Annotated in this window: 16 protein-coding genes; 3 read left to right on the top strand and 13 right to left on the bottom strand. The window is 73.0% G+C overall.

Annotation, left to right across the window (positions count from 1 at the left end; all coding sequences use genetic code 11):
- From MA879_RS01735 to MA879_RS01710, 6 genes are all read right to left on the bottom strand, one after another.
- A partial coding sequence (locus MA879_RS01735) for a hypothetical protein (protein WP_248122831.1) occupies positions 1-716 on the bottom strand: 716 nt, incomplete at its 3' end.
- 56 nt (positions 717-772) lie between these two features.
- On the bottom strand, positions 773-2,059 hold the full coding sequence (locus MA879_RS01730; RefSeq protein WP_248122823.1) for an ABC transporter permease: 1,287 nt from the start codon (positions 2,057-2,059) through the stop codon (positions 773-775).
- Positions 2,056-2,850, bottom strand: a complete 795-nt coding sequence (locus MA879_RS01725) for an ABC transporter ATP-binding protein (protein ID WP_248122822.1) — start codon at positions 2,848-2,850, stop codon at positions 2,056-2,058. The genes MA879_RS01730 and MA879_RS01725 overlap by 4 nt, the downstream gene beginning before the upstream one ends.
- Before the next feature lie 181 nt (positions 2,851-3,031).
- Complete coding sequence (gene trpS, locus MA879_RS01720) at positions 3,032-4,150, bottom strand: tryptophan--tRNA ligase (protein WP_248122821.1); 1,119 nt, start codon at positions 4,148-4,150, stop codon at positions 3,032-3,034.
- A 20-nt stretch (positions 4,151-4,170) separates the two neighbouring features.
- Positions 4,171-5,094, bottom strand: a complete 924-nt coding sequence (locus tag MA879_RS01715; RefSeq protein ID WP_248122818.1) for an exodeoxyribonuclease III — start codon at positions 5,092-5,094, stop codon at positions 4,171-4,173.
- A complete protein-coding gene (locus tag MA879_RS01710; protein WP_248122810.1) occupies positions 5,094-5,642 on the bottom strand; it encodes a phage holin family protein in 549 nt (182 codons plus the stop codon). Before MA879_RS01710 ends, MA879_RS01715 begins: the two co-directional genes overlap by 1 nt.
- A gap of 118 nt (positions 5,643-5,760) precedes the next feature.
- Between MA879_RS01710 and MA879_RS01705 the strand changes: the two genes are divergently transcribed.
- Positions 5,761-7,290 carry an MFS transporter gene (locus tag MA879_RS01705; protein ID WP_248122808.1) on the top strand — a complete coding sequence of 510 codons (1,530 nt, stop codon included), beginning with the start codon at positions 5,761-5,763 and terminating at the stop codon, positions 7,288-7,290.
- Here the strand turns inward: MA879_RS01705 and MA879_RS12505 are convergent.
- The 5 genes from MA879_RS12505 to MA879_RS01675 form a co-directional block, all read right to left on the bottom strand.
- Positions 7,253-9,088: an ABC transporter permease gene (locus tag MA879_RS12505; protein ID WP_335342025.1), complete on the bottom strand. Its 1,836-nt coding sequence runs from the start codon at positions 9,086-9,088 to the stop codon at positions 7,253-7,255. The genes MA879_RS01705 and MA879_RS12505 overlap by 38 nt on opposite strands.
- 3 nt (positions 9,089-9,091) lie before the next feature.
- Positions 9,092-10,066, bottom strand: coding sequence for an ABC transporter ATP-binding protein (locus MA879_RS01690; RefSeq protein WP_248123074.1), 975 nt, complete (start codon positions 10,064-10,066; stop codon positions 9,092-9,094).
- A 67-nt stretch (positions 10,067-10,133) separates the two neighbouring features.
- Positions 10,134-11,045, bottom strand: a complete 912-nt coding sequence (locus MA879_RS01685; RefSeq protein WP_248122806.1) for a bifunctional methylenetetrahydrofolate dehydrogenase/methenyltetrahydrofolate cyclohydrolase — start codon at positions 11,043-11,045, stop codon at positions 10,134-10,136.
- A 7-nt stretch (positions 11,046-11,052) separates the two neighbouring features.
- On the bottom strand, positions 11,053-12,333 hold the full coding sequence (gene glyA / locus MA879_RS01680; protein WP_248122804.1) for a serine hydroxymethyltransferase: 1,281 nt from the start codon (positions 12,331-12,333) through the stop codon (positions 11,053-11,055).
- A 175-nt stretch (positions 12,334-12,508) separates the two neighbouring features.
- Positions 12,509-13,768, bottom strand: coding sequence for a hypothetical protein (locus MA879_RS01675; RefSeq protein WP_248122802.1), 1,260 nt, complete (start codon positions 13,766-13,768; stop codon positions 12,509-12,511).
- Between the two features lie 175 nt (positions 13,769-13,943).
- On the opposite strand from MA879_RS01675, the gene purU reads away from it, so the two are divergent.
- Entirely contained in the window at positions 13,944-14,819 is an 876-nt protein-coding gene (gene purU, locus MA879_RS01670) for a formyltetrahydrofolate deformylase (RefSeq protein ID WP_248122800.1), read from the top strand.
- A 21-nt stretch (positions 14,820-14,840) separates the two neighbouring features.
- The gene (locus MA879_RS01665) at positions 14,841-15,362 is read left to right on the top strand and encodes a gamma carbonic anhydrase family protein (RefSeq protein ID WP_248122798.1); all 522 of its coding nucleotides are present in this window, start codon (positions 14,841-14,843) and stop codon (positions 15,360-15,362) included.
- A gap of 74 nt (positions 15,363-15,436) precedes the next feature.
- Here the strand turns inward: MA879_RS01665 and MA879_RS01660 are convergent, their stop codons facing one another.
- Both MA879_RS01660 and MA879_RS01655 read right to left on the bottom strand, forming a co-directional pair.
- Positions 15,437-16,711 carry an ABC transporter ATP-binding protein gene (locus tag MA879_RS01660; RefSeq protein WP_248122796.1) on the bottom strand — a complete coding sequence of 425 codons (1,275 nt, stop codon included), beginning with the start codon at positions 16,709-16,711 and terminating at the stop codon, positions 15,437-15,439.
- A 38-nt stretch (positions 16,712-16,749) separates the two neighbouring features.
- Complete coding sequence (locus tag MA879_RS01655; RefSeq protein ID WP_248123072.1) at positions 16,750-17,562, bottom strand: carbohydrate ABC transporter permease; 813 nt, start codon at positions 17,560-17,562, stop codon at positions 16,750-16,752.
- Between the last annotated feature and the right edge of the window lie 137 nt (positions 17,563-17,699).

Genomic DNA, 17,699 nt, shown 5'->3' with positions numbered 1-17,699 from the left:
GCGGCCACGCGGCGGCCCTGCTGCGTGTAGGCGGCGACATCCTTGTTGAAGGCGTTCACGAGCCACAGGATGTTCACCACGAGGGCGGCCAGCGAGAGCACGGCGCCGAGGATCCCGAGGGGGCTGCTCAGATCGAGGCCCAGGTCCATGCCGAGCCCGGCGAGCAGACCGGCGGCCAGGACCCCGAGGACGGAGCCGACGACGCTGAGGATGGCGAGCACGATGCCGAGGATCCGCGCCCAGTTCTTCACGGCCTTCAGGCCGAAGTACACGAGGGCGTAGAGGCCCAGGCCCACGAGCAGGGTGGCCACGACGCCGATGACGGATGCCACGCCGGTGAGCTGCAGGGTCTGCTCGATCTCCTCCGGGCTCATCCCGGCCTGCTCCAGCTGGGCGCGCGTCTGCCCCTCGGTGCCCGTGAAGAACGAGGGGATGCTCGAGAGCAGGTACAGGACAGCGGAGAGCAGCGTCAGCTTCAGCAGGGTCCGGAACTTCGCGGGCTCCGCCACCGGGGCGCCGTACTGCGCGTCCGCTCCGTAGGCCGGCGTGCCGAAGCGGGCGCCCACGGGCGGGCCGTACGGATCGGCGGCGGGCGCGCCCTGGGCGGGCTGCCCGTACTGCGGCGCCTGACCGTACCGGGGGGCCTGACCGCCCGCGGAGGGCGGGTCGGCCGGGCTATGGGCGGGGTTCGGGAACTGCGGGTCTTGGTTCGTCATGGTCTCTCTGCTCTCGGGGTGCGATGGGGTGGAGGGTGGCCGGGTGCCGGTGCGGATCACTCGTGGCGCAGGGCCTCGATGGGGTCCTTGCGGGCGGCACGGGCGGCGGGCAGGGTGCCGGCCAGGAAGGCGATGGCCACGATCAGGCCGATGATCAGCAGGAGCGCCCACGGGTTCACGGCGAACAGGACCAGGCCCGTCACCCCGCTGAGCACGCCCTGCGTGAGGACCTGGTTGGCCACCAGGCCGACGGCCACGCCGAGGCCCACACCGATCAGGGAGCCCAGCAGGCCGATGACCACGGCCTCGAGCGAGAACAGGCCGAAGATCTTCCCCCCGGTCATGCCGAGCGCCTTCATCAGGCCGATCTCCCGGGTGCGCTCTTGCACGGCCATGAGCAGGGTGTTGATGATGCCGAAGCTCGCCGCCAGCAGGGCGATGAGCGCGAATCCGTTGAGCACCCAGGTGACCGCGTCGATGATCCCGCGGATCACGCCCAGCTGGTCCTCGAGGGTCTGCGCCTGGTAGCCCTGCTCGCCGAGGGCCGCCTTCACGGCGGCCTCGTTCTCCGGCATGCCCTCCACCGTGACGGTGGCCTGGAAGTACGTGTTCCGCTGCTCCTCGGGCAGGCCCTGCGTGGTCACGTCGTGCAGCCGCTGCTCGAGCTCCGGGGAGGGCACGGGGCCCGAGCCGGACCCGGAGGCCACCTGCTCGGTCACGCCGACCACGATGGCGTCCACGCCGGACTGCGCACCCAGCGGGTCGGAGGCCACGAGGGTGACCTCCTGGCCCAGCACGTCATCGGGCGCGACACCGCCGAGGGACTCCACCCAGTCGGCCGGCACCGTCACCTCGAGGGCGTCGCCCTCCGCGGCGGGCGCGCGGCCCGCGGCGAGGGAGAGCATGTCGATCTCGAAGGAGGAGCCCATGAGCGGCACCTCCCACTTCCGGCCGTCCTCGCCCTCGATGTAGTCGGGCTCCACGAGGCGGGCGGTCTCCACGTCCGTCACGTGCTCGGTGGCGCGGATGGCGTCCAGGTCCTCCTGGGTGAGCAGGGGCAGGCCGAACATCTCCCCCGAGGCCGCCGCGTCCGGGTCGTACTCGGTGGGCTCGCCGCCGGCCACCGTGGAGACCCCGTCCGCCTGCTTCGAGACGGTCAGCTCGTCGGGGGCCCCGAAGCCCTCCACCATGGTGTCCACGTACTTGTTGATGCCGGTGCCCAGACCGCTGGTCAGCGTCAGGGTGAACGCGCCGATCACGATCGCGATCACGGTGAGGAACGTGCGCAGCTTCGAGCGCAGGGTGTTGGTCACGGCCGTCCCGGCCAGGTCCAGGGCCTTCACGCGCGCGCCTCCGTCCCGGTCGGGCCGGGGGCGGCGGACGACGCGCCGACCAGGGAGCCGGCGCGCTCGTCGGAGACGATCCGGCCGTCCTGCATCTCGAGGCGACGGCCGCACCTGGCCGCGAGGTCGTCGTCGTGCGTGACCACCACGAGGGTGATGCCCTCCTCCCGGTGCAGGCCGAAGAGGATGTCCTCCACGGCCGCGGAGGTGGCGGAGTCCAGGTTGCCGGTGGGCTCGTCCGCGAAGAGCACGGTGGGCTCGTTGACCAGGGCGCGGGCGATGCACACGCGCTGCTTCTGGCCGCCGGAGAGGTCCGTGGCCTTGTTCTTCGCCTTGTCCGCGAGTTCGAGCCGCTCGAGCACCGCCATGCCGCGGCGGGTGCGTTCGGCCCGGCCCACGCCGGCGATCTTCAGCGGCAGCACGGTGTTCTCCAGGACCGTCTGGTTCGGGTTCAGGAAGAACTGCTGGAACACGAAGCCGAACCGCTCGTTGCGCAGCTGGGAGATCTCCGCGGCCTTGAGCTGGGAGACGGGACGGCCGTCCATCGCGACGACGCCGGCGGAGGGCTGGTCCAGCAGCGCCAGCAGGTGCATCAGGGTGGACTTGCCGGAGCCGGACTTGCCGACGACGGCCAGGGACTCGCCGCGCTGGATCTGCAGGGTGATGCCCTTCAGGGCGTCGAAGCGGGACGCCCCGCGGCCGTAGACCTTGACGAGGTTCTCCGTCTCCAGGACGGGTTCGGCCCCGGGCGGGACCTCGGCGACCCCGGGGGTCGCGACTGCGGTGGACATGGCTCCGGCACTCCTCTGTCGGTGGGGCTCGCCCCCGCTGCGGCGGGAGCGGGGGCGGTGCATCCATCCTGACAGCCGCGCACGTGCCGCCGCCTCCGCCTCGAGTCGGAGAAACACGACGGCCCGCGTCCCCCGCAGGTCGGGGGCGCAGGCCGTCGTCGGGGGGCCGGTGCGGTCCGGCTCAGCGCAGCGGCGGCAGGAAGCCGACCTTGGCGTAGACGTCCTCGAGCACGGGCGTGGCCACGGCGCGGGCCTTCGCGGCGCCGGCGGCGAGGATGCGGTCCAGCTCGGCCGGGTCGTCCAGCAGCTCCAGGGCGCGCTCGCGCACGGGGGCCAGGCGCTCGACGACGGCGTCCGCCACCGCCACCTTGAGGTGGCCGTACATCTGGCCCGCGAAGCGCTCCTCGAGCGCGGGGATCGGGGTGTCGGTGACCGCGGAGAGGATGGTCAGCAGGTTGGACACGCCGGGCTTGGCCTCGCGGTCGAAGCGGACCTCGGTGCCGTCGTCGGTGACCGCCGACTTGATCTTCTTGGCGGTCCTCTTGGGCTCTTCGAGGATGTTGATCAGCCCGTTGGGGGACGCGGCGGACTTGGACATCTTCGACGTCGGGGCCTGCAGGTCGTAGATGCGCGCCCCGGTCTCCGGGTAGAAGCCGGAGGGCACCACGAACGTCTCACCGTAGCGGTGGTTGAACCGCTGGGCGAGGTCGCGGGTGAGCTCCACGTGCTGGCGCTGGTCGTCGCCCACGGGCACGCCGTGCGGCTGGTACAGCAGGATGTCCGCGGCCATCAGCATGGGGTACGCCAGCAGCCCGACGCCGGCGGCGTCCTGGCCCTGCTTGGCCGCCTTGTCCTTGAACTGGGTCATGCGCATGGCCTCGCCCATGCCCGTCATGCAGGTCAGCACCCACGCCAGCTGGGCGTGCTCGGGCACCTGGGACTGCACGAACAGCACGGAGCGCTCGGGGTCGATGCCGCCGGCGATGTACTGGGCCGCCGCCACGCGCGTGCGCTGGGCGAGTGCCTCCGGGTCCTGCGGGACGGTGATCGCGTGCAGGTCGGGGATGAAGTAGAAGGCGTCGAAGTCCTCCTGCACCGTCACCCAGTTCACGAGCGCGCCCAGGTAGTTGCCCAGGTGCAGGGAGTCGGCCGAGGGCTGCATGCCGGAGAGCACGCGGTGCCGGGCGGAGGCGCCGGCCAGGTGGGCGGTGGCGGCGGCGTCCTGGGCCAGGACGTCCGCGACGGTGGGGCGGCGCGCGCCGGCGTCGGGGGCGGCGTCGGTGGTGGTCTGCTCGGTCATCGTGGTCCTCCTCGGGCCGGTCAGAACTGGTAGTCGGCCACGAGCGGGGCGTGGTCGGAGAAGCGGGTGCCCCACGTGGGGGCGCGGTCCACGACGGCGGAGGTCGCCCGCGCGGCGAGGTCCGCGGTGGCCATGTGGTAGTCGATGCGCCAGCCGGCGTCGTTGTCGAACGCCTTGCCGCGCATGGACCACCACGTGTACGGGCCGGGGACGTCCCCGGCCTGGGCGCGGCCCACGTCCGTGAAGCCCAGCTCGCCGAAGAACCGGTCGAAGTAGGCCCGCTCCTCGGGGAGGAAGCCCGCCTTCGTCACGTTGCCCTTCCAGTTCTTGATGTCCCGCTCGGTGTGGCCCACGTTGAGATCGCCCGTGACGAGCGCGGGGTGGTCCTGGGCGGCGAGCTCGCCGAGGCGGCGGGTCATCTCGTCCAGGAAGCGGTACTTGTCGTCCTGCTTCGGGGTGCCGGCCTCGCCCGAGTGCACGTACGCGGACACCACGGTCAGCAGCGTGCCGTCCGGCAGGCGCACGTCCGCCTCGATCCAGCGCCCGGCCGCGTCGAAGTAGCCCTCCGCGTCGGCGATGCCGGTGCGCACCTGCTCGAGGGGGAAGCGCGAGGCGATCGCGACGCCGGCCCGGCCCTTGGCCTCCGCCTCGGCGTCCGCCACATGGACCTCGTCCCACTCCTGGCCCACGATCTCCGGGACGAGCGTGTCCACGATCGCGCGGGGCGCGCGGACCTCCTGCATCGTGAGCACGTCCACGCCGCGGCCGGCGAACCAGCCGGTCATGCCCTTGCGGTGGGAGGCGCGCAGGCCGTTGACGTTCACGGTGGCCACGCGCACGGCGCCGTCCGCCTTGGGGGCGCCGGCATTGGCGTGCACCACCGGCTCACCCGGGGCCGGCTCCGGCGGATGCGCGGGGTTCCTCGCGGGGGCCTGCCCGGCCATCAGGACACCACCGTCCCGGCCACGGGGCCCTCGGACTCCCCGCGTCCCTCCTTGATCATGTCCCGCGCGTTGGACGCGGTGATCTGGATGGTCTCGAGAGCGCGGTCCACCATCTCCCGGTCCGCGCCGTCGGCGGCGTCGAGCTGCTCCTTCACCACGCGCGCCTGCACCTGGACGATCTTGAAGGAGTGGTCCAGCTTGGTGTCCCGCATCGGGTCGGCGGCGGCGGGGCCGGCCGCGGCGGGTGCGGGCCGCTGCGGGCCGCGCAGGGCGGCCGCGTCCGAGCGCATCTGCTCCACCGTCCGGTCCACCTTCTGGGAGGCGGAGCGCACCCCCTGGCGGACCTGCAGGAACACCAGGACGGCGAACACCAGCCAGGCGGCGGCGATCGCGACCACCAGCCAGCCGATGAGGTCGTTGGCGTTGGCCGCGAAGACGATGGCTACCAGCAGCACGATGATCATCACCGTGAAGCCGGTCGAGCCGATCGCCAGGCCGGCGCGCGGGGCGGCGGCGGGGCGGGACCCGGACGGGATGCTCGGGGGCATGGGCGTGCTCCTCCAGTGGACGACGGACTCGCCCCCATCATCCCGCACCGGCGTGCCCGGCTCCGAATCGACGGCCGCGGTCGGCGTAGCGCCCGCCCGCCGGGCCTAGGCTGGGCCGGTGACCCCCGCCCCCTCCCCGACCTCCGCCGCCGCGTTCACCGCCGGCCAGCGCCGCATGCTGACGGTCCTGCTCATCCCGCTGTTCCTGGCCCTGATGAGCGTGTCCGTGGTGAACGTGGCCCTGCCGGCCATCGAGCGGGACCTCGGCGCCTCCCCCGCGGACCTGCAGTGGGTGCTGTCCGGGTACACGCTGACGTTCGGCGTCGTCCTGGTGGCCGCGGGCCGGGCGGGGGACCTGTGGGGACGCAGGCCGCTGTTCCTGGCGGGGATCTCGCTCTACGTGCTCGGCTCGCTCGTGTCCGGCCTGGCACCGAACCCGGTGTGGCTCACCATCGGCCGCCTCCTGACGGGCGTGGGCGCGGGCGTGTTCAACCCGCAGGTGATCGGCTTCATCCAGACCCACTTCACCGGCCGCGTCCGGGGGCGGGCCTACGGTCTGTTCGGCATGGTCGTGGGGCTCGGCGTCGCCGCGGGTCCTCTGCTGGGCGGTGTGCTCATCGGCACCCTGGGACCCGCGTGGGGCTGGCGCGGCACCTTCCTCATGAACGCCCCGGTGGGCCTGCTCGCGATCCTCATGGGCGCGCTGTGGCTGGCCCCGGACACCCGCGCGCGGGGCGCGGCCGCCTCGGCCCGCGCCGGCCTGGCGGCGCTGGACCCGGTGGGCGCCGTCCTCCTCGGCGCCGCCAGCGTGTCCCTCATGGTGCCGTTCATCGTCCCCGGCACGGGGTGGCTGCTGGCCGCCGCGGCCGTCCTCGGCGCCGCGTGGTGGCTGTGGGAGCGCCGCGTGAAGGCCACCGAGGCCCGCACCGGGGTCGCCCCCATGGTGGACCCTGCGCTGTTCCGCCGCGCGTCCTTCACCATCGGCGCCGCGGAGACCACCCTGTTCCTGGCGACCATGCCCGCCGTGTTCGCGGTGACGGCCGTGTTCCTCCAGCAGGGCCTGGAGTTCACCGCGCTCGCCTCCGGGCTGGCCACCCTGCCCGGCGCCGCCGTGCAGGCCGGGCTCTCCCCGTGGGCCGGCGCCCGCGTGCAGCGGCACGGGCCCCGCCTCGTGGCCCTCGGCGGCGTGGTGGGCCTGGTCTCGCTGGTGCTGCTCTGGCAGACCGTCGAACGCTCCGCGGCCGAGCAGTGGAGCCCCTGGACCGTGGCCGGGGCGCTCGCGGTCATGGCCGTCTCCCAGGCCCTGATCCTCACCACCGCGCAGGTGCTCATGATGGACGACGTCCAGGGGCATGAGGCCGGCGCCGCCGGTGGCGTGGCCCAGACCGCTCAGCGCACCGGCACGGCCCTGGGCCTGTCCGTGGTGATGGGAGCGTTCTACGGCACCCTCGGCTCGGCCGAGGCTGCCGCGAGCGGGACGCCCTCCGCCGTCGCGCACGCGCACGCCGCCTCCGTCGCCCTGCTCCTGGTGGGGGTGTCCTGGGCCGTGACGACGGCGATCGCACTCGCGGACCTGGTGCGCCGGCGTCGCCGGGACCGCGCCGCGGGCGTCAGCGCAGGAACAGGGCGCGCAGCCGACGCGCGGTGAGCCACACTCCGACGGCGGACATCACCACGAAGTACAGGGCGTGGCCCGCGGTCCCCCAGGAGAGCGCTCCGACCGCGAGCGCACGCATGAGCTCGACCGCGTGCCACAGCGGGAACACCTGGATCACCCACTGGAGGGGCTGCGGGTACACGCTCAGGGGGAAGAACGTGGCGGAGAAGAGGAACATCGGCATCAGCACGATCTGGATCCAGTCCATGTGCTGGAACGTCTTCAGGAAGCTGGTGACCGCCATGCCGAGGGACGCGAACGCCAGCGCCACGAGCAGGGCGCCCGGGACCATCAGCACCGCGGTCCACGAGGTCACCAGCCCGCCCAGCGTCATGACGACCAGGAACCCCACCGCGTAGATCAGCCCGCGCAGGAGCGCCATGGCGATCTCCCCGAGGGCGACATCCAGCGGGCCCAGGCGCGTGGCGAGCATGGTCTGGTACGTCTTCGCGTAGCGCAGCTTGAAGAACACGTTCCAGGTGGAGTCGTAGATGGCGCCGTTCATGGCGGACACCGCCAGCAGGGCCGGGGCGATGTACATGCCGTACGGGACGGGCGTGCCGTCCGGGCCGGGCACGTACCCCACGAGGGCCCCCAGGCCGATCCCCATGGACGCCAGGTACAGGACCGGCTCGACGAAGCCGGAGGCGAACACCACCCAGTTGTTGGACCGCAGGCTCAGGAACGCCCGCTCCATCACCGCGCGGACGTTGCCGGAGTACAGGCCCGCCAGCGGCCCCCGGCGCAGCGTGATCTCCGGCATGGGCGGCACCCCGGCCGCGTGCTCCCGCACCACGGACGACGACGCTGTCCCCGACCCGTCGGACACGCTCACCTCGGCGCGCCGCCCCAGGCGCGACGCGCGGTCGGCGCGGGGGCGCGCGAGGGCGTCGCGGTCCGGGGTCCCCGGCCGCCAGCCGAGCCGGCGCGTGTAGATGCGCGCGGCCAGCCACGCGCCGCCCACGGCCAGGACCAGCAGGACCACGAGGTGGAGGACCGTCAGCCACGCCGGCTCGGCCATGCCGTAGGAGAGCACGCGCCCGAGCTGGGCGGCGTGCCACTGCGGGGAGATCCAGCCGATCCAGCGCAGCCAGACGGGCAGCGCCTCGAGCGGGTAGAACGTGGCGGAGAAGAGGAACAGCGGCATGATCACGAGCCGCTGCAGCGTGGCGAACTGCCCCCTGTCCTCCTTCAGGGAGGCGGCGAACGCCATGATCGGGGCGCCGACCGCCAGTCCGCCGAGGGTCGCGGTGAGGATCTGCACCCAGCCCCACGGGCTGTGGACGACGCCGAAGGCGAGCATGACCAGGAAGAACACGAGCGCCTGGAACACGAACCTCAGGCTGACCGCACCGAGGTGGCCGAGCGCGATCTGTGCCGGGGACAGCGGGGTGGCCTGCGCCGCGTAGTAGGTGCGGTGCCACTGGAACCCGCCCATCACCGGGTAGGAGAACTCCACGGCCGCCGTCATGAGGGCGCCCGAGGCCAGGAGCGCCGGCGCGAGGAACGCCACGTAGGACACCCCTCCCAGTGCTTCCTGCGGCATGCCGCCGCCGAACAGCTGGGCCATGCCCAGGCCCATGGCGAGCAGGTAGAGCACCGGCTCGCCGAGTGCACCGACGATCAGCACCGAGCCGTACCGGCGCATGTTCCGCAGCTGGTGTTCCGCGACGTACAGGGCCCCGCGGCGCTTCACGCGCTCCGCGGACTCGGCGGGGGTGTGGGGAGGGCGCAACGGAGCGGGTGCGCCGCCGGAGGCGGCGGGCGGCGGCGTCGTGGTGGCGGCCACGGCTCAGTCCACCAGAGTGCGGCCGGTGAGGATGAGGAACACGTCCTCGAGGCTCGCGCGGCGGGTCAGGGTCGTCACGGGGGCGGGGACGGCGCCGTCGTCCACGAGTCGCTGGACCACCCCGTGCAGGTCGTCGGCGTGCGCGGCGTAGATCAGCACGCGGTCCGGGAGCACCTCCACGCGGTGCACCACGCCCTCGCCCGCATGGGCCTGGACGGCCCGGGCGGCGGCCTCGTTGCGGTCCGCGCCGAAGCGCGCCTCGAGGACCTCGCGGGAGGCGTGCTCGCGGATGAGCTCGGCCGGGGTGCCGGAGGCCATGATCTCGCCGCCGTCCACCACCACGAGGCGGTCGCACAGCTGCTCGGCCTCGTCCATGTAGTGCGTGGTGAGCAGCAGCGTGGTGCCGCGCTCCTTGAGCCGGTAGAGGCGGTCCCAGAGGGTGTGCCGCGCCTGCGGGTCCAGGCCGGTGGTGGGCTCATCGAGCAGGAACAGGGCGGGCTCGTTCACCAGCGCGCGGGCGATCACGAGGCGCCGCTTCATGCCGCCGGAGAGGTCGGTGACCTTCGCGTCGGCCTTCTCGGTGAGCTGGGCGAAGGCGAGCAGCTCGTCCGCCTTGGGACGCAGGTAGGAGTAGGGCAGGCCGAAGTAGCGGCCGTAGATCAGGATGTTCTCCCGGGCGGTGAGCTCCTCGTCCAGGGTGTCCTGCTGCGGTACCACGCCCAGATGCGCCCGGACGGCCGGGCCGTCCTCCTCCGGGTCGATCCCGAGGATCGTCAGCTCGCCCGCGGTGCGCTGCGAGGTGCCGGCCAGCATCCGCATGGTGGTGGACTTGCCGGCCCCGTTCGGGCCGAGCAGGCCGAAGCACTCCCCTGGCCGCACCTCGAGGTCGATGCCCTTCACGGCATGGAAGTCGCCGTAGTGCTTGCGCAGGCCGCGGGCACGGATGACGAGGGGCGGCTCGGCGTCGGCAGAGGACATGACGGCCGCGGCAGGGGTGGGGTGGCTCACATCGGGCCACCCTAGCCCCTCCCGCGGCCGGTCCGCGTCAGCGGTGGGCCCGCTCGCCCGCCCAGTCCTCCGGGGCAGCCGCGCGCTCGGCGGCCTGGACCACGTTGGCCAGCAGCATCACGCGGGTCATGGGCCCGACGCCGCCCGGGTTGGGTGCCATCCAGGCGGCCTTCTCGGCGACCGCCGGGTCGACGTCGCCCAGGATGCGGGCCGTCCCGTCCTCGCCCTCGACGCGGGAGACGCCCACGTCGAGCACGATGACGCCGTCCTTGACCTGCTCCGGGCGCACCATGTGCGCCGAGCCGGCCGCGGCGATCACGACGTCGGCCTGCGCGAGGAGCGCGTCCAGGTCCTCGGTGCCGGTGTGCGCCAGCGTCACGGTGGCGTTGACCTCGCGGCGGGTGAGCACCAGGCCGGCGGGCCGGCCGATCGTCACGCCGCGACCGATCACCAGCACATGCTTCCCCGCGAGCTCGAGGCCGTGGCGGCGCAGCAGCTCGACGCAGCCGGCCGGGGTGCACGGCAGCGGCGAGTCCAGCTCCCCGCCCACCGAGGCCACCAGGCGCCCGAGGTTCATGGGGTGCAGGCCGTCCGCGTCCTTCTCGGGGTCGATCGCCTCGAGCACCGCCTGCGTGTCCACGTGCTTCGGCAGCGGCAGCTGCACGATGTACCCGGTGCAGGCCGGGTCCTCGTTCAGCTCCCGGACCACCGCGAGGATCTCGTCCTGCGTGGCGTCCGCCGGCAGCTCACGCTGGAGGGACTCGATGCCCACCTCGGCGCAGTCCGCGTGCTTGCCCGCCACGTACTTGCGGGAGCCCGGGTCCTCGCCTACGAGGAGGGTGCCCAGGCCAGGGCGTACGCCGGTCTCGGCCAGCGCCGCCACGCGGTCCTTCAATTCGGCCTTGAGGGCGGCCGCCGTCGCCTTGCCGTCCAGCTTCTGCGCCGTCATCGGCCGATCACCACTCCTCGAGGCCGTCGTACAGCGGGAAGTCGCCGGTGAGCTTCACGACGCGGGCGCGCAGCGCCTCGACGTCCGGCGAGGGCTTCAGGGCGGCGGCGATGATCTCGGCGACCTCCCGGAACTCGGCCTCGCCGAACCCGCGGGAGGCCAGGGCCGGGGTGCCGATGCGCAGGCCCGAGGTGGTCATCGGCGGGCGCGGGTCCCACGGCACGGAGTTGCGGTTCACGGTGATGCCGACCTCGTGCAGGATGTCCTCGCCCCGCTTGCCGTCCAGCTGGGACTCGCGCAGGTCCACGAGGACCAGGTGCACGTCCGTGCCGCCCGTGAGCACGGAGACGCCCACCTCGGCCATGTCCGGCGCGGTGAGGCGCTCGGCCAGGATCTGGGCGCCCTGGAGCGTGCGCTCCTGCTTCTCCTTGAAGTCGGCGGAGCCGGCGATCTTGAACGCCACGGCCTTGCCCGCGATCGCGTGCATCAGCGGCCCGCCCTGCTGGCCCGGGAACACGGCGGAGTCGATCTTCTTCTTCAGGTCCTCCTTGGCGAGGATGAAGCCCGAGCGCGGACCGGCGAGGGTCTTGTGCACGGTGGAGGTGACGACGTCGGCGTGGGGCACCGGGTTCGGGTGCAGGCCCGCGGCCACCAGGCCGGCGAAGTGGGCCATGTCCACCCAGAGCCTGGCGCCGACCTCGTCCGCGATCTCCCGGAAGGCGGCGAAGTCCAGCTGGCGCGGGTACGCGGACCAGCCGGCCACGATCACCTTGGGCTGGGCGGCCTTCGCGGCCTCGCGCACCCTGTCCATGTCGATCCGGTGGGTCTCCGGGTCCACCTCGTAGGCGGCGATGCTGTAGTTCTTGCCGGAGAAGTTGAGCTTCATCCCGTGGGTCAGGTGGCCGCCGTGGGCCAGGGACAGGCCCATCATGGTGTCCCCGTGGTCCATGAGGGCCGTCATCACGGCCACGTTGGCCTGCGCGCCGGCGTGCGGCTGGACGTTGGCGTGCTCGGCGCCGAACAGGTCCTTGGCGCGCTGGATGGCGAGGTTCTCCGCGACGTCGACGAACTCGCAGCCGCCGTAGTACCGACGCCCCGGGTACCCCTCCGCGTACTTGTTGGTGAGCACGGAGCCCTGCGTCTGCAGGATGGCCCGCGGCACGAAGTTCTCGGAGGCGATCATCTCCAGGGTGCCGCGCTGGCGGCCGAGCTCGTCCGCGAGCGCCTGCGCGATCTCCGGGTCCACCTCGGAGAGCGGGAGCGTGTTGATGTCGGGCGTGTGGGTCACGGGGGTTCCCTTCGCTTGGGGTCCGCGGCGCGGGCCGCGTCGGTGGCCTCATCCTAGTGTGGCGCGCCCCTCGCGGCCCTCCCCGTGGCCGGCGCGTGATCCCCTCGCCGCACACGAGGAGGCCCCCGCAGCATCACGCTGCGGGGGCCTCCTCGCGGGTCAGGACCTCACGGGGTCACTTGCGGCCCCAGCGGCGGCGCTGCGCGTCCGCCAGCTTGTCCTTGAGGGTCGAGGCCACGGTGCCGGCGGCCTTGCCCACGGTGCGGGCGGCGGAGCCGGCCACCGGGGCGGCCTTCTCGACGACGGTCCCCGCGGTGTCCACCACGGTCTCCTTGATGGCCTCGAACCGGGAGCGGGCCGGACGGCCGGCATCGGTGGAGTCCGCGGCCTCGGCGACGTCGGCGCGTGCCTCGATCACGGCGTCCTCGCCGGTGAGCGGCGTGGTGCCGTAGACCTCGCCCTCGGCCAGGTCCTTCGTGGGGTCCTGGCCGGTGGTGGAGTCCTGGATGTAGGCCGGGGTCTCGTAGATCGGCTCCGGGGCCTCGTGGGCGTGCTCGGGCGCCTCGATCAGGGCGTCCCCGCCGGTGAGCGGCGCGGTGCCCGGGACGGACTGCGCCGGAGCGTCGGACGGGGCGTGGCCTGCGGACGGGGTCGCCGTCCCGGTCTCCGCCTCGGCGGCACGACGCTGCTCCTCGGTGACCTCCACGCGTCCGGGCATGCCGGGCAGGCCCGCCACGGGACGGGACAGGGCCTCCTCCTCCGAGAGCTCCGGGGTCGCGTCCTCGGCCTTGTCCACCGCGACGCCCTCGCCGCCGGCCACGCCGGGCACCGCGGCGCGGTCGGCGTCGGTGGGGGCGCCGAGCGGCGCCGGCAGGTCGACGCCGGCGTCGGCCTCGTCCACGGTCACGCCGGTGCCACCGGCCACACCGGCGGCGGCCAGACCCAGCGGCGCCGCGTCGGCGGCGCCGCTGCGCGGGGCGGACTCCTCGGTCGAACGGCGGTCCACCTCGGCCGCGTCGAACGTGGACAGGGCCGAGGCCGGACGGGCCTCGGCGTCGGAGCGGACCACGTCGTCGGAGGCAGCGGCGGGGCGCGGCGCTGCCGTGGAGCCGGAGGTGGGCTTCTTCTCCGCGGTCTGCGCGTCGAACGTGGCCGCGCCGGCCACGGGGGTCTCCTCGCGGACCTCGGCCCGCTCCGCACGGCGGGCGTCGGCGTCGACGTCGGAGGCGGTCTCGTGACGGTCGTCCGTGGCGCCCAGGGCCCCGCCCTGGGTGGCGGCCGCGGTGGTGGCGGCCGGCTGCGCGGCGGGGTGCGGGGCGGCATCGACGACGGCCTCCTCGCGGCGGCGCGACGACCGCACGGCGGTCGCGATGATGAGGATCACGAGCACCACGATGATGATGCCGATGATCCAGTACAGCGTGCTCTGGGGCATGGTGCGCTCCTCTGGTGTGAATCGGACGCCGCCCCTGCCGGCCGAGCCGGGGATGTGCCGCGCCGCCGCCGGTCCGGCGGTCCTCCCCCGAGGATCCCACATCCGGGGGCCGTCAACCACGTCTTCGCGAGGTCGTACGCCGCCCGCGGGCCGCACTCGTCGATAGCATCGCCGGATGGAGACCGCCCCCGCGCCGCACCGCCTCGTCCTCACCCTCTCCTGCCCGGACCGACCCGGGATCGTGCACGCCGTGACCGGCGCCCTGCTGGGCGAGGGTGCCAACATCACCGAGTCGCAGCAGTACCACTCCCCCGACACCGGGACCTTCTTCCTCCGGGTGGCCGTGGACTCCCCCGCGCCGCTGGAGCGGATCCGTGCCTCCCTGGCCCAGGCGACCGACCGGTTCGACCTGCACCTGCAGGTGTGGGACGCCGACCGCCCCATGCGCACGCTGGTGATGTGCTCGAAGGACGGGCGCACCCTCAACGACCTGCTGTTCCAGCAGCGCACCGGCGGGCTCGCCGTCGAGATCCCGGCCGTGGTCTCCAACCACACGGACCTGGAGCCGCTCGCGGCGTTCCACGGTGTGCCGTTCGTCCACGTGCCCCTGTCCTCCGACCCCGCCGCGGGGCAGTCCAAGGAGGCCGCGGAGGCGCGCCTGCGCGAGCTGATCCGCGAGCACGACGTGGACCTCGTGGTCCTGGCCCGCTACATGCAGATCCTCTCGGACGGGCTGTGCCGGGACCTGGAGGGCATGGCCATCAACATCCACCACTCGTTCCTGCCGTCCTTCAAGGGGGCTCGGCCGTACCACCAGGCCCACGCACGCGGGGTGAAGCTGATCGGCGCCACCGCCCACTACGTCACGGCGGACCTGGACGAGGGCCCGATCATCGCGCAGTCCGTCCAGCCGGTCACGCACGCCCAGACCGTGGCGGAGTTCGTCCGCCGCGGCCGGGACGTGGAGGGCGCCACCCTGGTCCAGGCCGTGCGCTGGCACGCCGAGCACCGCGTGCTCCTGGACGGACACCGGACGGTCGTCTTCGCCTGACCCCCCGCCTAGCCTGAGGGCATGGCACACATCCTCACCGTGCGGGGCGCCACGCCCCGCGTCCACGAGTCCGTCTTCCTGGCCCCCACGGCCGCGATCACCGGCGACGTCGAGATGGCGGAGCGCTCCTCCGCGTTCTACGGGGTCTCCGTGCGCGGCGACTCCGCCCCCATCCGCGTGGGCGAGCGCACCAACCTGCAGGACAACGTGGTGCTGCACGCGGACGCGGACTTCCCGTGCACCCTCGGCGCCGGCGTCTCCGTGGGCCACTCCGCCGTGGTGCACGGGGCCACCGTGGGCGACGACTGCCTGATCGGCATGTCCGCCACCGTGATGAACGGGGCCCGGATCGGTGCCGGGTCCCTCGTGGCCGCGGGCGCGCTCGTGCTGGAGGGCACCGAGGTCCCCGAGGGCTCCCTCGTGGCCGGCGTGCCCGCGACGGTCCGCCGGCCGCTCACGGACGAGGAGCGCGCGGGCCTGACGGTCAACGCCCGCACCTACCTCGAGCTCGCCGCCGCCCACCGGGCGGCGCAGCTGGACTGACCGCCGGCCGCCACGACGACGGGGCCCGCCCCCTCCGGTGAAGGAGGGGACGGGCCCCGTGCGCGTGGCGCGGGTCAGGCGCGGGACGCGGCGTCCCTGGCCTGCGCGGCCTCGATCTGACGGCGGCGGGCCTCCGCGGTGCGGCGGGTCAGCTCGGCACCGGCCTCCGCGTCGCGGGTGAGGTTCTCGCCGGTCTCCGGGTCGAAGAGGTGGATGCGCGTGGTGTCCACCCACAGGCGGGTCGGCACGCCCGGGCGGGCGGTGGACTCCGCGGAGAGGGTGGTCACGACGACGGGGCGCAGCTCGTCCGCGTCGAGGTCCTTCGCCAGAGCGGACAGCAGCTCCGCCACCTTCGGGTCCGGCTCGAACTCGATGTAGCCGTACTGCTCGTGGCCCAGCCACTCCAGGTGGGTCAGCGTGGCCTCGAACTCGGAGCCGTTCGGCCGCTTGTGGTCCTCCACCAGCTCGGCGTCCTGGAAGAACTCCGGGCGCAGGCCCATGAACACGATGTCCCGACCCTCGGCCTTGCGGGCCTTCTCCGCGGGCACGGGGATGTCGCCGATCGGGTAGGACAGCACGTACTGGCCGCCCTGCTGCCGCACGGACACGGGCAGAAAGTTCATCGACGGGGAGCCGATGAAGCCGGCCACGAACAGGTTGAGCGGCTGCTCGTAGAGCTCGCGCGGAGACGCGACCTGCTGCAGCACGCCCTTCTTGAGCACGGCCACGCGGTCGCCGAGGGTCATGGCCTCGGTCTGATCGTGGGTCACGTACACGGACGTGGTGGCCAGGCGGCGCTGCAGCTGCGAGATCTCGGCACGCATCTGCCCGCGGAGCTTGGCGTCCAGGTTGGACAGCGGCTCGTCGAAGAGGAACGCGTCCGCCTCACGGACGATCGCGCGGCCCATGGCCACGCGCTGGCGCTGGCCGCCGGAGAGGTTGCCGGGCTTGCGCTCCAGGTGGTCCTGGAGCTCGAGCACGCGGGCGGCGTCGCGCACCTTGCGGTCGATGACCTCCTCCGTGAGGGAGGAGTCCTTGGACAGGCGCAGCGGGAACGCGATGTTCTCGTACACCGACAGGTGCGGGTAGAGGGCGTAGTTCTGGAACACCATGGCGAGGTTGCGGTCCTTGGGGGCCGCCTCGTTCACGCGGCGCCCGTCGATCAGCAGCTCGCCGTCCGAGATGTCCTCGAGGCCCACGATCATGCGCAGCAGGGTGGACTTGCCGGAGCCGGAGGGCCCCACGAGGATGACGAACTCGCCGTCCTCGATGTCCAGGTTCACGTCCCGGATGGCGTGGTAGCCGTCGTCGTAGACCTTCTCGATGTGGTTCAGGGTGATGGAGGCCATCGTTCAGGGATCCTTTCTCAGGTCTCGCGTGGCGGGCCTCAGCCCTTGACCGCGCCGTTGGTCAGGCCGGCCACGATCTGACGCTGGAAGAGCAGCACCAGGATCACGATCGGGATGGTCACGATGATCGCCGCGGCGGAGATCGCCCCGGTCGGCGACTCGAACTGCGAGGCGCCGGTGAAGAACGCGAGCGCGGCGGGCACCGTGCGGGCGGTCTCGGTGGAGGTCAGCGAGATGCCGAACACGAAGTCGTTCCAGGCGATGAAGAAGGCGATGATCGCCGTCGTGAACACGCCGGGGGCGGCCAGCGGGACGATCACCTTGCGGAACGCCTGCAGCGGCGTGGCGCCGTCCACCTGCGCGGCCTGGTCGAGCTCCCACGGGATCTGCTTGAAGAACGCGGCGAGCGTCCAGATGGAGATCGGCAGGGTGAGGGACAGGTAGGGGATGATCAGGCCGAGCCACGTGTCGTACAGGCCCAGCACGCGCCACATGTTGAACAGCGGCGTGACCAAGGAGATCACCGGGAACATGGAGACCATGAGGGACACGGTCAGCACGAGCTTCTTGCCCGGGAAGTCCAGGCGCGCGATCGCGTAGGCCGCGAGGGTCGCCAGGACCACCGCGATCAGGGTGGCGATCACGGTGATGCCGATCGAGTTCCGCAGCGCGGTGAGGAAGAGCTCGCGGGAGTCGCCCACGAAGATCTCCCGGTAGTTCTCGGTCGACCAGGTGGTCGGCAGCAGCGCGCCGTTGGCGAGGTCCGACGGCGCCTTGAACGACGTCGCGAAGATGGAGAACAGCGGGAACAGGCACCACACGCCGATCACGAGGGCCAGGATCCACCACAGGAGGGTGCCCTGGCCGCGCTTGCCGCGGCGGGCGGTCTCGGGGGCCACGTCGCGGCGGCCCACGGACCCGCCGGCCTCGGGGTGGCGGTCGTCGGTGCCGGGGCGCGTGGTCACCGCCTCCTGCGGGGCGGGGACGG

Origin of the sequence: Micrococcus lacusdianchii (genome assembly GCF_023155805.1) — a bacterium.
Taxonomy (GTDB): Bacteria; Actinomycetota; Actinomycetes; order Actinomycetales; family Micrococcaceae; genus Micrococcus; species Micrococcus lacusdianchii.
Note: the sequence above shows the minus strand (reverse complement) of the source record. Positions and strands in the feature narration are given on the sequence as shown.